This window comes from Methylovirgula ligni (assembly GCF_004135935.1).
GTDB lineage: Bacteria > Pseudomonadota > Alphaproteobacteria > Rhizobiales > Beijerinckiaceae > Methylovirgula > Methylovirgula ligni.
Genome location: NZ_CP025086.1, coordinates 1,231,806 through 1,245,337 on the forward strand (window position 1 = coordinate 1,231,806; position 13,532 = coordinate 1,245,337).

Genomic DNA, 13,532 nt, shown 5'->3' on the forward strand with positions numbered 1-13,532 from the left:
TCGATGTTATAGGTCCAGTCTGGCGCATTGTGCAGAGCGGCGTATAAGCTCCGGCGCGGCGGCGCAATCTGTATGCAATGTCGATGTGCTTGGTCGTGCCGTAAGCGTTTGATGTCAGGTTGAAGACGTATGCAAACTCGTGTTTCGGTGCAGACCTCGGCCCGTCTTCACCTCGGATTTCTCGATCTCAACGGCGGCCTCGGCCGGCGTTTTGGCAGTTTCGGGCTGGCGATCGACCGGCCGGTGACGGCGCTGACGATTTTTCGCGCCAGCCAGCCGTCGGTCGAGGGGCCGGAGGCGGAGCGCATCGCCGCTCATATCGAGGTTCTGAAGCGTCATCTCAATCTCAGCACGACCTATGGCGTGCGGATCGAGGAAGCCATTCCGGCCCACGCCGGGCTGGGCTCCGGCACGCAGCTCGCCTTTGCGCTCGCCGCCGGGCTGCGCCGGCTGGAAGGATTGCCGGAGGATTTCGCCGGCGACGCCCTGCTGCTCCAGCGCGGCCGTCGTTCCGGCATTGGCGCGGCCCTGTTCTCGCGCGGCGGCCTTGTCGTCGATGGTGGACATGGCCCGCGGACGGTTCTGCCTCCGGTCCTCTGCCATCTGCCCTTTCCGGAGGATTGGCGTATCATTATTGTCATGGACAGCACCTTCGCCGGGGTCCACGGCGCCGACGAGCGCGCTGCCTTCGCGGCGTTGCCGCAGTTTCCCGCCGCAGCGGCCGCAGACATCTGCCACCGGCTGTTGATGCAGGCGCTGCCGGCGCTGGCGGAGCGGGATCTGGCCCAGTTCGGCGCGGCGGTTGGTCATATTCAGGTAATCCTGGGCGATTATTTCGCTCCCGCCCAGGGCGGGGCGCGCTATACAAGCGCCCGCGTCGCCGAGGTCATCGGCCGCCTCGCGCATTTCGGGGCTCAGGGGATCGGCCAAAGCTCCTGGGGGCCGACGGGCTTCGCCTTTGCCGCCAGCGACGATGAAGCGCAGAGACTTGTTCGCCAGGTTCGGGAAGAAAGGCGCGCGCAAAAGGCGGAAGACGGGGCTGACCCGGTCATGGTCGTTTGCAAAGCCATCAACCGGGGCGCCAGAATAACGGCGAGTTCTGTCCCCGGTGACATTCGGAATGCGGAAGACCAACCAGGCACGCAAGACCTTCGACAGGGAAGCACATAATGGCAAAACTCATCCTGCACATGCTGAGCCCGCTGAAACATATGAGCCCGTTCGACGTGAACATGGCGCTCGATGCGGGCTATGATTCGGTGACGCCCTATACAAATGTCACGCTCGAGGAGATCGAGCCGCTCGTGCAGGATGCGATGTTCTCCCGTTCGCCGCGCGATGCCGTCCGCACCGGCATCTTTATCGGCGGCAAGGATGCGATTCAGGCCCTCGACATGGTCGAGAGGGCCAAGAAGACGCTGCTGAAGCCGTTCGAGATTTCGATCTTCGCCGATCCGGCCGGTTCGTTCACGACCGCCGCGGCCATGGTTGCCTGCGTCGAAAAGGTGCTGAAAGAGAAGAAGCAGCGTTCGCTCTCCGGCACCAAGATCGTGGTCTATGGCGCGACCGGCGTTGTCGGCTTTTCCTCCTCCGTTATCGCCGCGCTGGAGGGCGCCCATGTGACGCTCGCGGGCTATAACGGGCCGGAGCGTGTCGAAAAGGCGACGCACGAGATTCGCAAGCGTTTCGGCGTCGAGACCTATTTCGCCGATGCGAGCGACCATGAAAAAGTGCTCGATTTGCTGGTCAATTCGGAAGTCGCGCTCTGCGCCGGCAAGGCCGGTGTGCAGATCCTCTCTGCCGAGGACATCAGTAAGGCGAAAAACCTGCTTGTCAGCGCCGACGTCAATGCGGTGCCGCCGCTGGGCATTGAGGGTGTCGGCCTCCATGACGACGGCAAGGAGCTGCCGGGCGGGAGCTGCGGCATCGGCGCTCTGGCCATCGGCAATGTGAAATATCAGACCGAGTTCCGGCTGTTCAAAAAGATGGCGACATCCGACACGCCGCTCGCGATCGACTTCCGCGACGCTTTCAAGCTCGCGCGCGAGCTTGTCTGAGCCAAACGCAATTCTGATCGCCGCGGCCTCGGGGCGCGGGCTCGCCACGGCGGCGCGGCGATCAGGCTGCAGACCGCTTGTCGTCGATTTTTTCGGCGACAGCGATACGCGCGCCTTGGCGGCGGCGACGCGCGAAATCGCCGATCCCGCGCGCGGCTTTGTGGCGGATGAGCTGCTTTCACATTTGCGCGAACTCGCGGCGGGTGAGACGACGGCGGGTGTCGTCTATGGCAGCGGATTCGAAGACCGACCCGAAATTCTTGATCTTCTTGCGCAGCATTTTTTCGTCTTCGGCAATAATGCGCAAACGGTGACCCGCGCGAAAGACCCGCGCACCCTCGCGGCGCTTTGCGGAGAACTCGAAATTCCGCATCCCGAGATCAGCGTCGCCTGTCCCCGCGCGCCCGAAAACTGGCTCGTCAAGCGGCAGGGCAGCGGCGGCGGTCTGCATGTCCGTCCTGCCGGACACAGCGAAATTTCCTCCGGGGACTATTTTCAGCGCCGCGTCGGCGGCACGCCGGTCTCCGTGCTTGTGCTCTGCGATGGAAGCGAGACGCAAATTCTCGGCAGGAGTTCGCAATGGACGACGCCCTGGCCGGGAATGCCGTACCGCTTCGGCGGCGCGGTGCGTCCGGCCCTCGATCCGTCAGCCCAGCTTGCGGTTCTAAGTGACGCGGCGCGGAAAATTGCACGGGCGCTCGGCCTCGTCGGGCTGAATAGCGTCGATTTTCTTGCCGATGCAGCCGCCTATCACCTGATCGAGGTCAATCCGCGCCCCGGCGCCACGCTCGATATTTTCGCCGACTTGGAGGGTGCGCTCTTCGCCGCGCATTTGGCCGCATGCCGGGGCCACTTGCCGGAGCGGCCTTTGGTCTTTACCAAAGCGGCCGCGACAGCGATCGCTTACGCGCCGCACGAGCTGCCCTCCATGCCCGGCCTCGTCTGGCCGGACTGGTGCAAGGACCGTCAAAGGTCTGGGACATATCTGCGCGCGGGCGATCCCGTCTGCACAATCCTCGCCGAGGCCGAAACCGCCGCCGCGGCCCGCGCCCTTGTCGCCGAACGTCTTGCTGTTTTTGAAGCGCAGCTCCTGCGCGAAGCCCAAAAGGAATGTGCCGCATGACGGAAGCCCCGAAAATCAGCGTCAATAACCTTGCCGGCGCAATCGTCGATCGCATGGTCACCGAGGCTGACCGTCTTCGCATTATTGTTTCCAAGGGCTCACTCGGCGAAACCCTGATCGATGCCGGCGTCAAGGCGGTCGGCGGCTTCGATGTCGGTCTGCTGATAGCGGAAATCTGTCTCGGCGGCCTCGGCACTGTGACGCTTAGCCCCTATGCCGCGACGGCGAAATGGCCGTTCCATCTGACCGTCCGCACGGCCGACCCGGTGATCGCCTGCCTCGCCAGCCAATATGCCGGCTGGGCTCTGTCGCACGAGAAATGGTTCGCGCTCGGCTCCGGTCCCGGCCGGGCCCTGGCACTGAAGGAGCCTCTGTTCAAAGACCTCGGCTATGCCGACAAGGCCAATCGCGCGACCTTAGTGGTCGAAGGCGACAAGCCGCCGCCGCCGGAAGTTGTCGAGAAGGTCTCCAAGGATACCGGCGTCCCACCGCACCACCTCACGTTCATCTATGCGCCGACGCGCAGCCTTGCGGGCGGTCTTCAAGTTGTCGCCCGCGTGCTCGAAGTCGCGCTGCACAAGGCGCATGAACTGAAATTTCCGCTGTCGCGCATCATCGACGGCATCGGCACGGCGCCCCTGTCGCCGCCGCATCCGGATTTCGTCCAGGCGATGGGTCGCACCAATGATGCGATCATCTATGGCGGCCTGACACATCTCTTCGTCACCGGGCCGGCCGACGAGGCGCGCGCCCTCGCCGAGAAACTGCCGAGCAAGACTTCGCGCGATTATGGCGAGCCGTTCAGCGACATCTTCAAGAAATTCAAAGGCGACTTCTACAAGATCGATCCGATGCTGTTCAGCCCGGCGGTCGCCGCGGTGACGGCGGTCGAGACCGGCGAGACCTTCTTCGCCGGCGAGATCAACGAGAGCGCCTTGAATGCCTCCTTCTGCTGAGGCAAATCCGTCTTTGGAGACAAGCCCGCGCATCGCGCTGCTGGTCGACAAGATCGAATTCCACGCCAAGGCGTTGACGCGATCTTTCGCCAGACTCGGCGCGCGTGCCGTGCCAATGCGCCTCTCGGCCTTCAGCCTCGATACGCGGCGGCCGAGCGGCATCGCCGTTCCCGGCTTTGGCACCAGACTGCCCGACTTGATTCTTGTCCGCGCGGTCGGCCTCGGCTCGTTCGAATCGATCACGCTGCGGCTCGGCCTGTTGCACGCACTGAAAGACATGGGCGTGCCTATCGCCAATTCGCCGCGCGCGATCGAATTGTGCGTCGACAAGGCGGCGACGAGCTTTCGCTGCTTTAACGCCGGCATTCCGACGCCGGAGACTTTCGCGCTCGAAAGCCCGCGCCAGACGCGCGCGTTGGTGCGGCGTGAATGCGCTCGCAGCCCGCTGGTGCTCAAGCCCTTGTTCGGGGCGCAGGGGCGCGGCCTCAAGTTGATCCGGCAAGAGTCGGACCTGCCGGATATCGCCAGCATGGCCGGGGTCTATTATCTGCAGCGCTATATTGGCGTCGAACGCGACGGCTTCTCCGACTGCCGCGTACTGGTGGCGGGTGGGCGCGTGCTGGCCGCCATGACACGGCGGGCGCCGCATTGGATCACCAATGTGAAGCTCGGCGCCAAGCCGGAGCCGGTGGAACTTGACGACGAAATGCGCGATCTTGCTCTGCGGGGGGCGGCGGCGGTCGAGGCGGAATTCGCCGGCGTCGATCTGCTGCGCGCGGCCGATGGCCGCTGGTACGTGATCGAAGTCAATTCCATGCCCGGCTGGCAGGGGCTGCAAAGCGTGACCGATTTCCCCATCGCCGACGAACTCGCGTCTTTGCTGCTCGCCCGCCACGGCCTCGCCGCGGGCGGGGCCGAGATGGCCTCTTGATTTTTGCCGCGGCGATTGCCGAAGCCTTCCGCGCGGCCTGCCGCGAGGAGATCGAGGCGCCCAAACCCGGCAACGTGCATGTTTTCGCCGGCGGCCACAATATGGAAGCCGCGCATTTTCTGACGAGCGCGGAAGCTTCGGCCGGACCCCTCGCGGCGCCCGGCGCCTCGGTCGGCGCGCGGGTCCTCGGCGCGGTCACGGCAAGTTTCGATGCCGTCGGCATGAACACGAATCTCGGCATTGTCCTGCTCTGCGCGCCGCTTGCCGCGGCGGCGGAACGCGGTGGCCCGCTGCGCCCGGCGCTGGCCCATGTGCTCGCGGGTCTCGACCGGAATGATGCGGACCAGGTGTTCCGTGCCATCGCTCTGGCGAACCCGGGCGGCCTTGGCGCGGCGGCGCATCATGATGTCCGTCACCCGGCGGATACCAGCCTTCTGGAGGCGATGCGCGAAGCGGCGCCGCGCGACCGGATCGCTTACCAATATGCGTCGGATTTTGATGATATTTTCGTGACGGGGCTTTTCGCACTTGCGGAAGCGCAAACGCGCGGCCTTACGTCGCCGCTGCGCGCTGTCGCGGTCTATCTCGTCTTCCTCAGTAGCTTCGCGGATACGCATGTTTTTCGTAAATTCGGCGCCGGGACAGCGGCTGAGGTGCGACGCGAAGCCACGGAGATGCTTTTACTTTTTCATTCCCGGCGCGGAGATTGTTTGCCCGAGCTTCTCGCCTTCGACCAGAGTCTCAAAGCCCGCGGCCTTAACCCTGGGACCAGCGCTGACCTGACGGTGGCGACACTTTTCGCCGATCGCTTGCGCAATGGCTTGCCGAGCCGCCGCAATGATGATTGATTGCGCCCCGTGCGGACGGTCCGCCGCTATCTGGCCAACCGGCCTGTCCCAAAGCCATCGGTAGCGTGCCGGTAGCTGACGGGCGTCGATAACAAGGATAGGTCATTGGTCCCGTCGAGGAATCGGCGGGGAGTCGTGTTTTTTGTTCCACCGGAGGAAGTACATATGGCCAAGATAACGAAACTTGGTGTCGGCGAATCGCTCGTCGGCGAGGGCAATGAGGTCGCGCATATCGACCTCATCATCGGACCGCGCGGTAGCGTGGCGGAATCCGCCTTCGCCAACGCGCTCGTCAATGAAAAGGACGGTTTCAGCACGTTGCTCGCGGTGATCGCGCCGAATCTTGCCGTCAAGCCCCACACGATTCTTTATAACAAGGTCACGATCAAGGGCGCCAAGCAGGCGGTGCAGATGTTTGGACCGGCGCAGGCCGCCGTCGCCAAAGCCGTCGCCGACAGCGTCGCTGACGGCGTGATTCCGGTTGAAGAAGCCGATGACATTTTCATCTCCGTCGGCGTCTTCATCCATTGGGATGCCAGCGACGACAAGAAGATCCACGATTATAACTATCAGGCGACGAAGGAAGCCATTAAGCGCGCCGTCACCGGCGAGCCGAAGCCGTCCGAAGTCGTTGCCAAGCGCAACTCGGCGAAGCACCCCTTCTCGCCGTCGTGAGCCACGCAAAATTCTGGTAATCAAAGGGGAGCTTCGGCTCCCCTTTTTTATTTTGGGTTCAGAGTTTGCAGATCGCTCGCAGTGATCTTGCGGTCATGCAGCGCCGAGGCGACGAGGACGCCCTTGAGCCCTGCGGATTCGAGCCAGCGCAGATCGTCCGCGTCGCGCACGCCGCCCGCGGCATAGAGATCATGCTTTCCTTGCGTGAGCACGCCGAGCCGATCGAGACGTGCGAAGTCCGGACCGCCGCCGGCGCCGACCTTCGCCAAAGTCATCACGATGATTCGTTGCGGCCACAGCGCCGGATTCGTCGCAAGAGCCATCGGACCGAGAAAATCGTCGCCGCGAAAATCCAGCGAGAGAATACGGCGCGGCAGATCAAAGCGCGGCAGTGTCTCGAGATCGGAGAGGCTCTCGCTGCCGATGACGAGCGCGCCGCGATGGCGCGCGAGCCAGGCGGCGGCATGGTTTTCTGTCGCGATTCCTGAGTCGACCCAGAATTCGATCTCCGGGAAAACCGCTTCGAGCTCGGAAATGATCGCCGTATGGCCGCCCACGCCGGTGATCGCGTCAAGATCGGCGATGTAGATATTTTTGAATGGGAAGAGCGCGCGAAAGCCCGCGATAACGTCACGCGGACGGCTCGTACGGGCGAGCGGCGTCTCGATCGGCGCGTAAAGATGCCGGGCACCGCCGCTGGCGCGCACCACAGCGCCGGCTTTCAAATCGATCACGGGAATGACGTCCAACGCTCGCTCCGCTTGGGTCTGGAAGCCGCCGCATGTTAGAGCCTGCGTAACGCGATTTTGGGGCGAGTCAAAATGCCAGGCACGATCGGCTGGGACATCGGCGGCGCGCATTTGAAAGCCGCGCGCGTCGAAGACGGGCAGGTTGTCAAAGTCGTCCAGATCGCCTGCCCGCTCTGGCTCGGCCTGGATCAACTGCATGAAGCCTTTGCCGAAGCGAAAGCGGCGCTCGGGTCGGTGCCGCATCATTTCGCGACGATGACGGGCGAACTTTCCGATGTCTTTCCCAATCGCCGCGCCGGCGTTGCCGCCATTGCTGCGGCCGCTGTACGCGAACTCGGCCCAGTGCGATTCTATGCCGGGCCGCAGGGTTTCGTAGCGGCGGATCAGGTCGTGGCGCATGTGGAGGCTGTCGCCTCAGCCAACTGGCACGCCAGCGCCGTCTTCGCCGCGCGGCAGGTTCCCGATGGTCTCTTCGTCGATGTGGGCTCGACGACGACGGACATCATTCCCCTGCAAGCGGGCAAGGTCGCCGCGCGCGGCTATAGCGACGCGACACGGATGGCGCAAGGCGAACTGGTCTATGCCGGAATTGTCCGCAGCTTCCTGATGGCAGGCCTGCACCATGTGCCCTTCGGCGGCCGCTGGGTGCCGATCATGAACGAGGCGTTCGCGACGGCAAGCGACGTCTATCGCATTCTTGGCGATCTGCCCGAGGACGCCGATCTGATGCCCACGGCGGATGTGCAACCCAAGACGGCGGAAGCCTCCCGCGCGCGACTGGCACGCCAGATCGGCCATGACGCAAGCGACGTCAGCGCTGCGGCGCTCGATCGGCTCGCCGCTTATTTTGCCGAGGCGCAATTGCGCGAGATTTTCGACGGCACCTGCCTCGCACTGTCGGTAACCGCGCTCGACAATGATGCTCCGATTGTCGGCGCCGGGGCCGGGCGCTTCGTCGTCCGGCGACTCGCGGCGCGACTCGGCCGTCCGTACATCGATTGCGCGGATTTGCTTCCCACGGCACCGGAGCTGCGCCGCAAAGCCGCCGATTGTCTGCCTGCCTGCGCGGTGGCGTTGCTGGCTTAGATGCGTGCGTAATGCGCCGCGACTTTTTCGGCGAGCCAGCTCCACGCCTCTGCCTCTTCCGGCCCCGCCGTCTTGTCGATGGCGATTTGGAGATAGGCGATTTCGGTTTCGATCTTCTCGCGCGGCAGGAAGTCGAGCCGGCTTGCGAGCACCGCCAATTCCAGCACTGCCGCCTTGGCGCGGTTCATCCCCTCGAAAGGCGCATGCTGCTGCTGGCGTAACACGCGGCAATGAAACCGCGGGCGCTGCTCGTGTGCCTCGACCTGATCGACGGCAAGTTCCGCATGGGTCAAGGCCGCCGCCAGACGCGGCACGGGAAAGCCTTCGATCTTCGTCAGCGGCCAGTCGCGTCGCCCGGTCAAACAGCCGGCGAAGATGCGCACATCGTCGATGTAATTGGCGATTGCGAAAGGCACCGCCCGCAGATTGTCGAGCGTCGTCGAAGGATGGAAGGGCGCGATGATCCATTGGTCCGCCTCGGCGATCAGTCCAAGCGGCGCGATATGCACGCGGCCCTGCGCATCGGCGGTCGTCACGACACATTCGCGGATCATGGGCATTTCAACCCTCCGCCTTGGCACGCAGCGTATGGCCCATCTCGCGCAGCCGCGTCAGATCTTCCTGTGCTGCCTCCGTCGCCGCTCCGAAGTCGAGCGGCTCATCCTGCACGTAGCGCTTGCCGAGCGTGAAGGCGAGCTCAGCCTTCATCAATTCCGTGCCGATATAGAAGGCATGCGCGTCGTCGCCTTTCACGGCAAGATGCGGGAAGAGCGTCATCGCATCGCGCGCCACATGATGGCCGGCGCGATTGTAGAGATGGATGCCGTCTTCCGCGACCTCGATACGATAATTGGCATCGCGCACATCCGCCGCGCGCTCGGCAATCTCGACCGGCGTCGTGACGAAGGGCTTGAGATCATGCACCTGCGCGAGGCCCGCGCCATAGCCCTTGGGCAGGGCCTCGTCGGCGCGCGCCGCATACATCAGCCGCCGCGCGTCATCGTGTTCGGCGACCGTGCGGCGCGTATGCGGGCTCACCTGCACGACGAGCACATTGCGGATGGAAAGCTCCGAACAGATGCCGAGCAGCATGGCGGTGATGCCGCTGGTATCCGCTTCGGTCAACTCCGTCAGATTCCCGGTGCCCATCATCATCTCGGCGTCCGGCAGCAGGCGCCGCGCCTCGATATAGCGCGCGAGCGAGGCGGAGAAACCGAAATGGATCGGATCGAGAATCGGATCGATGATGAAGGGAATGTCCGCCGCTTGCGCCTTTTCGGCGAGCCGGACCAGCGAGCCGAGATCGGAATGCGGCTGCGGGATCAGCACCGGCGTCACCGGATATTTGCGGGCGATGTCGAGCGTCGTCTCGGTGAGGCTCAGCAGAAAATCTGCCCCCGCTGCGGCGCCGCGCTCGAGTTCGCCGGCATCGGCGGAATCGACGCTCACTTTATGCCCCGCCGCCTTCAACGCGCGCACGCAATCCTCAAGATTCGGAAACGGCGTATCGGGCAGGCAGCCGAGGTCGATCACATCGGCGCCCTCGGTGCGCATCTGCGCCGCGCGGCGCAGAATTTCATCGACGGAAACGCCGGAGGCGTCAACGATCTCGCTGAAAATGCGAATGTCGTAGCGGGACAGATCCGGTGGCCGGCCGCCCCGGCCGAAATAGGCCGGAAGATCGGCGATCTCGTCCGGGCCACGCTCGACCTTGACGCCGAGTTCGCGCGACAGCGCGTCGAGATCGGCGCGGCAGCGTCCCGGCAGGATAATCCGCTCGGCCTCGATGGGGCGCGGCACGCGGCGCAGAATGATCGCTTCAGTCATCAGCGCCGCGACTTTCACCCCGACATCGAAAATGCGCCAGGCGAAGGGCGTCGGGCCGAGCCCGTTCATCGTCTTGACGAGACGCGGCGCGGCGAGATGTCCGGTCAGAAGCAGGATGCGTTCGGCCATACGTCAGTCGAGCCTCGTTTTTTCAGGCGCGTCGCAGGTGCAGGCCCGGTATCTGCCCGCGTAAAAATTCGGTCGGCGCCTCGGGCAGAGCGGCTGGTCCGGCGATGAAGATATCAGCGCCACTCGCCGCGGCAAAATGCGGGAACAGGCGATCGACGACGCCCGCCTGCGCAAGCTCGGTGAGCGTGAGGCCCGCGTCGGCGTCGATCTCGGCGCTTTTGATCAGCAGCAGCCGCTCCGCCCGCAGCTTCGCTGCGAGCCAGGCGGCGAGGGTATCGGAGGTGACGTCCCAGGATTTCGGCAGCGGCGAGGCGAGCGCCATCGCCGCCGGTGCCCAGCAGGCGATGCGGCCGGTCCGCAGCGCACGGCCGATGGCGGCAGGCGTCGATACAACGGCGAGCCGCGGCCAGAGCGCGGCCAGAGCCAGGCCGTATTGCTCCATCGCGACAAGGGCGATGTGATGTGCGGCATCGTCGTCGAAGCGCATCTTCGCCTGCATCGCGCGCACGGCATCGGCAAAGCCGCCGCCGCCGGGCACGACGATGAGCGGATCGGGATAGCGGTCGAGCGCTTCGAGCCAGCTTGTGAGCAGCGGCGTATCCGCGAGGCTGCCGCCAAGCTTCACGACCAGGGGGCGCGGCGTTTTGTAGGATGGCACGGTGATCGATCAGCCGCCGGATTTGGCGGCAACGTCGGATATACTGGCGAAAAGCTGGTGCAGGCTGCCCGCCTGGCTCGCCCGTTCGCGGCTGATTTCGATGCCGACGCTGCCGTCGATGACATCGAGCTTTTCGACGCGGACTTTGATCGCAACGAGACGCGGATGCGCGAGCAGGGCGTCGGCGACGCGCTCGGCGACGGTTTCGACGAGATCGACGTGACCGCGCGAAAGAACGAGACGGATGGCATCGACGATCAAATCATAGGAGAGGATGTCGCGCATATCCTCAGCATGATGCGCCGTACGGCGAACGTCGGCGTCGATATTAAAGCGCACCCGCTGCGTCTTTTCGCGCTCGAAATCATAGGCGCCGATGGAGACCAACAAGACGAGGTCGTGAACGAAGACGCGGTCGGTCTCGATCTTCTCGTCGCGCCCGGGCCCATAGCCGCGGGCCGACAAAAGACGCCAGTCGATCTTGAATTCGTCCTGCGCATCGAGCGTCGAAGGCGCGCGCGGGATCAGGTCGCGGATGAAACGCACCTGCGCCGCATCGATCGCTTTCTTGCGATCGTTGCCGGAACACAGCGCGCCGCGAAAGCCGAGGAGGTTGGGCTCCAGCGGCAGCAGCCGGGCGATGTCGGGCGCCTCAAGCGAGCCGGCAAGCCCCGCGATGAGATTCGCCTCATGCGCCCGATCGACGAATTCGCGCAGGCCGGAGATGTCGACATGATTGACGAGCCGCTTGCCATCCTTCGCCGCCGTGTCGAGCATGACGCCTTTGAACCCCGCCGCGGCGAGGCTCGGGATCAGCGTGAGATCGAGGCCGCGATCGGCGAAGAGAACGGCGATGAGCCTGGCTTCAGCGGCGAGGGACGTCAGCGCCGCGATGCTCTCGGCGGCGCTCTCGCTGGGGATGCCGACTTTCACATAATCGACCCCAGTGGCAGCGATCGCTTTGGCCGCCGCGGCCAGCTCGGCGGGCTCGGTGAGATTGCCCGCGACGGCGCTCACTGGTCGGCGACCGCCGATTGTTGCAACGATGGCGCGAATCACCGCCGGCGTCAGCGCGCCGAGCGGCCCGTCTGCCGGGTTCTTGAGGTCGAGAATATCGGCGCCTTCGATCAGCGCGATTTCGGCTTCCGCAGCGTCGGCGACGCTCGCGAGCATCAGCGTCATCAGGCACCAAAGTCTAGGCGGGCGGCCGGTGCACGGCGACAATGCGCGCCGCTCGGGCCGCCCTCTTCAATCTGGGCTTCCTTTATAGGAGAACGGGCGAAAGGCCAATTATCCTCTCGGAGCAGGACCGGAAGCCGTTAAGGGCGCGGCACGGGCTTCTGTTGTGTGAGGGGATAGCCGGCCTCGGACCAGCCCTGGGTTCCGTCCGCGTACCAGAGGACATGGGTATAGCCGAGAGCTTTGGCGCGTTTGGCGGCGTTCCACGACATCCAGCAATGTCGCAGGCAATAAAAGACCAGCGGCTTGTTGAGGTCGCCGCCGCTAGCCTGTTTCAGCCCGCGCCGGAAGTAATCCTCCATCGCCGGCGCCAGCGCCCCGTAGCCCGTATCCGGCAGCCAGACGCTGCCGGAAATATCGAGCCGCGGCTTGTCGCGCCAGATCGTGCCCGGCGTCAGTCCGGCGGGCTTCGGCACCTGTGGCAGGACATCGATGAACACCGCCGCCTTCTTCTGCCAGAGGTCGTGGGTTTCGGCGACGGTGAGGGCCGGCTTGCCGTCGAGCGTCGCCGGCGTTGCGGTTTTGTAGTCCGAGGTGCGATAGCCGCCCGGCTCCGGGACAGGCTGGTCGGCCCATGCGACGGGTACGATGGCAAGGGCGCAAAGGGCAAAGGCGGCAGCGAAGCGGAATAGTCTCATCCTTGGGTTCCTCAGTTCTATTTTAGACTTTTGCGTAATGCGGACAGCGTTTCCTTGAAGCCGGCGGGGCCGCCGAGAAGGCGCTCCATCATCAGGGCGCCTTCCAGCGTCGCCACGATCATCCGCGCGGATTGGGCGGGTTTGACATCGGCCCCGATCGTGCCGTTGGCGCGGCCTTCCGCGAGAACCTGCTTCAGCCAGGCGACATGACGCTGAAAAAAGACCGCGACGCCCTCGCGGATGCGCGGCGGCAGGATGGCGAGCTCGGCCGCCATCGCCGCGGCGAGGCAGCCCTGCTCCTCCCGCAGGCCGTGGAGATAAAGCTTGGCATAGGCTTCGACGCGGGCGAGGCCGTCCTTGCTGGCGGCCGTGATCTCCTCGAGCGCCCGGTCGTAGCGTTCACCGTAGGCGGCGACGAGCGCAAGGCCGAGCTCTTCCTTGGTCGGAAAGTGATAATGGATGCTCGCCTTGCGCAGGCCGACGGCTGCGGCCAGATCGGCATAGCTGAAGCCCGACCAGCCGCGCTGTCTCACCAGCACCTCGGCCTCCGCCAGCAATTTTTCGCGCGTATCTGCGAGCATATGCTTTGCCTACCTACCGATAGGCAGGCCCGTCA

15 protein-coding genes are annotated in these 13,532 nt (G+C 64.6%); 8 read left to right on the forward strand and 7 right to left on the reverse strand.

All coding sequences use genetic code 11. The features are described from left to right. Positions 1–129: 129 nt before the first annotated feature. From CWB41_RS06010 to fae, 7 genes are all read left to right on the forward strand, one after another. A complete protein-coding gene (locus CWB41_RS06010) occupies positions 130–1,170 on the forward strand; it encodes a beta-ribofuranosylaminobenzene 5'-phosphate synthase family protein (protein ID WP_115835122.1) in 1,041 nt (346 codons plus the stop codon). After that, positions 1,170–2,057, forward strand: coding sequence for an NAD(P)-dependent methylenetetrahydromethanopterin dehydrogenase (locus CWB41_RS06015; RefSeq protein ID WP_115835121.1), 888 nt, complete (start codon positions 1,170–1,172; stop codon positions 2,055–2,057). Before CWB41_RS06010 ends, CWB41_RS06015 begins: the two co-directional genes overlap by 1 nt. Then, positions 2,050–3,180 carry an ATP-grasp domain-containing protein gene (locus tag CWB41_RS06020; protein WP_115835120.1) on the forward strand — a complete coding sequence of 377 codons (1,131 nt, stop codon included), beginning with the start codon at positions 2,050–2,052 and terminating at the stop codon, positions 3,178–3,180. The genes CWB41_RS06015 and CWB41_RS06020 overlap by 8 nt, the downstream gene beginning before the upstream one ends. Further along, positions 3,177–4,136, forward strand: a complete 960-nt coding sequence (gene mch / locus CWB41_RS06025; protein WP_115835494.1) for a methenyltetrahydromethanopterin cyclohydrolase — start codon at positions 3,177–3,179, stop codon at positions 4,134–4,136. Before CWB41_RS06020 ends, mch begins: the two co-directional genes overlap by 4 nt. Then, positions 4,120–5,067: an ATP-grasp domain-containing protein gene (locus CWB41_RS06030; protein ID WP_115835119.1), complete on the forward strand. Its 948-nt coding sequence runs from the start codon at positions 4,120–4,122 to the stop codon at positions 5,065–5,067. The genes mch and CWB41_RS06030 overlap by 17 nt, the downstream gene beginning before the upstream one ends. Beyond that, positions 5,064–5,915 (forward strand): triphosphoribosyl-dephospho-CoA synthase, encoded by an 852-nt coding sequence (locus tag CWB41_RS06035; RefSeq protein WP_245411128.1) that lies wholly within the window; start codon positions 5,064–5,066, stop codon positions 5,913–5,915. Before CWB41_RS06030 ends, CWB41_RS06035 begins: the two co-directional genes overlap by 4 nt. Before the next feature lie 165 nt (positions 5,916–6,080). Continuing rightward, complete coding sequence (gene fae / locus CWB41_RS06040; RefSeq protein WP_115835118.1) at positions 6,081–6,590, forward strand: formaldehyde-activating enzyme; 510 nt, start codon at positions 6,081–6,083, stop codon at positions 6,588–6,590. Between the two features lie 47 nt (positions 6,591–6,637). Here fae and CWB41_RS06045 read toward each other — a convergent pair whose 3' ends face one another. After that, positions 6,638–7,339 carry a HisA/HisF-related TIM barrel protein gene (locus CWB41_RS06045; RefSeq protein WP_115835117.1) on the reverse strand — a complete coding sequence of 234 codons (702 nt, stop codon included), beginning with the start codon at positions 7,337–7,339 and terminating at the stop codon, positions 6,638–6,640. A gap of 72 nt (positions 7,340–7,411) precedes the next feature. On the opposite strand from CWB41_RS06045, the gene CWB41_RS06050 reads away from it, so the two are divergent. Continuing rightward, positions 7,412–8,425: a hydantoinase/oxoprolinase family protein gene (locus CWB41_RS06050; protein ID WP_115835116.1), complete on the forward strand. Its 1,014-nt coding sequence runs from the start codon at positions 7,412–7,414 to the stop codon at positions 8,423–8,425. Here CWB41_RS06050 and CWB41_RS06055 read toward each other — a convergent pair. From CWB41_RS06055 to CWB41_RS06080, 6 genes are all read right to left on the reverse strand, one after another. Next, the gene (locus CWB41_RS06055; RefSeq protein WP_115835115.1) at positions 8,422–8,985 is read right to left on the reverse strand and encodes a DUF447 domain-containing protein; all 564 of its coding nucleotides are present in this window, start codon (positions 8,983–8,985) and stop codon (positions 8,422–8,424) included. The two genes, CWB41_RS06050 and CWB41_RS06055, sit on opposite strands and share 4 nt — an antisense overlap. 1 nt (position 8,986) lies before the next feature. Next, positions 8,987–10,381 carry a DUF6513 domain-containing protein gene (locus CWB41_RS06060; protein WP_115835114.1) on the reverse strand — a complete coding sequence of 465 codons (1,395 nt, stop codon included), beginning with the start codon at positions 10,379–10,381 and terminating at the stop codon, positions 8,987–8,989. A gap of 22 nt (positions 10,382–10,403) precedes the next feature. After that, on the reverse strand, positions 10,404–11,039 hold the full coding sequence (locus CWB41_RS06065) for an amino acid kinase family protein (protein WP_165204062.1): 636 nt from the start codon (positions 11,037–11,039) through the stop codon (positions 10,404–10,406). A gap of 9 nt (positions 11,040–11,048) precedes the next feature. Next, positions 11,049–12,221, reverse strand: coding sequence for a (5-formylfuran-3-yl)methyl phosphate synthase (locus CWB41_RS06070; protein ID WP_115835112.1), 1,173 nt, complete (start codon positions 12,219–12,221; stop codon positions 11,049–11,051). 137 nt (positions 12,222–12,358) lie between these two features. Next, positions 12,359–12,916 (reverse strand): PQQ-dependent catabolism-associated CXXCW motif protein, encoded by a 558-nt coding sequence (locus tag CWB41_RS06075; RefSeq protein ID WP_115835111.1) that lies wholly within the window; start codon positions 12,914–12,916, stop codon positions 12,359–12,361. Between the two features lie 17 nt (positions 12,917–12,933). Beyond that, on the reverse strand, positions 12,934–13,497 hold the full coding sequence (locus CWB41_RS06080; RefSeq protein WP_115835110.1) for a TetR/AcrR family transcriptional regulator: 564 nt from the start codon (positions 13,495–13,497) through the stop codon (positions 12,934–12,936). Between the last annotated feature and the right edge of the window lie 35 nt (positions 13,498–13,532).

What these genes read in the sequence shown, in the direction of transcription:
- fae (WP_115835118.1), top strand. Translation starts at nt 6,081, where the DNA reads ATGGCCAAGATAACGAAACTTGGTGTCGGCGAATCGCTCGTCGGCGAG.
- CWB41_RS06055 (WP_115835115.1), bottom strand. Translation starts at nt 8,985, where the DNA reads ATGCCCATGATCCGCGAATGTGTCGTGACGACCGCCGATGCGCAGGGC.
- CWB41_RS06075 (WP_115835111.1), bottom strand. Translation starts at nt 12,916, where the DNA reads ATGAGACTATTCCGCTTCGCTGCCGCCTTTGCCCTTTGCGCCCTTGCC.
- CWB41_RS06010 (WP_115835122.1), top strand. Translation starts at nt 130, where the DNA reads ATGCAAACTCGTGTTTCGGTGCAGACCTCGGCCCGTCTTCACCTCGGA.
- CWB41_RS06070 (WP_115835112.1), bottom strand. Translation starts at nt 12,221, where the DNA reads ATGACGCTGATGCTCGCGAGCGTCGCCGACGCTGCGGAAGCCGAAATC.
- CWB41_RS06080 (WP_115835110.1), bottom strand. Translation starts at nt 13,497, where the DNA reads ATGCTCGCAGATACGCGCGAAAAATTGCTGGCGGAGGCCGAGGTGCTG.
- mch (WP_115835494.1), top strand. Translation starts at nt 3,177, where the DNA reads ATGACGGAAGCCCCGAAAATCAGCGTCAATAACCTTGCCGGCGCAATC.
- CWB41_RS06015 (WP_115835121.1), top strand. Translation starts at nt 1,170, where the DNA reads ATGGCAAAACTCATCCTGCACATGCTGAGCCCGCTGAAACATATGAGC.
- CWB41_RS06060 (WP_115835114.1), bottom strand. Translation starts at nt 10,381, where the DNA reads ATGGCCGAACGCATCCTGCTTCTGACCGGACATCTCGCCGCGCCGCGT.
- CWB41_RS06030 (WP_115835119.1), top strand. Translation starts at nt 4,120, where the DNA reads ATGCCTCCTTCTGCTGAGGCAAATCCGTCTTTGGAGACAAGCCCGCGC.
- CWB41_RS06050 (WP_115835116.1), top strand. Translation starts at nt 7,412, where the DNA reads ATGCCAGGCACGATCGGCTGGGACATCGGCGGCGCGCATTTGAAAGCC.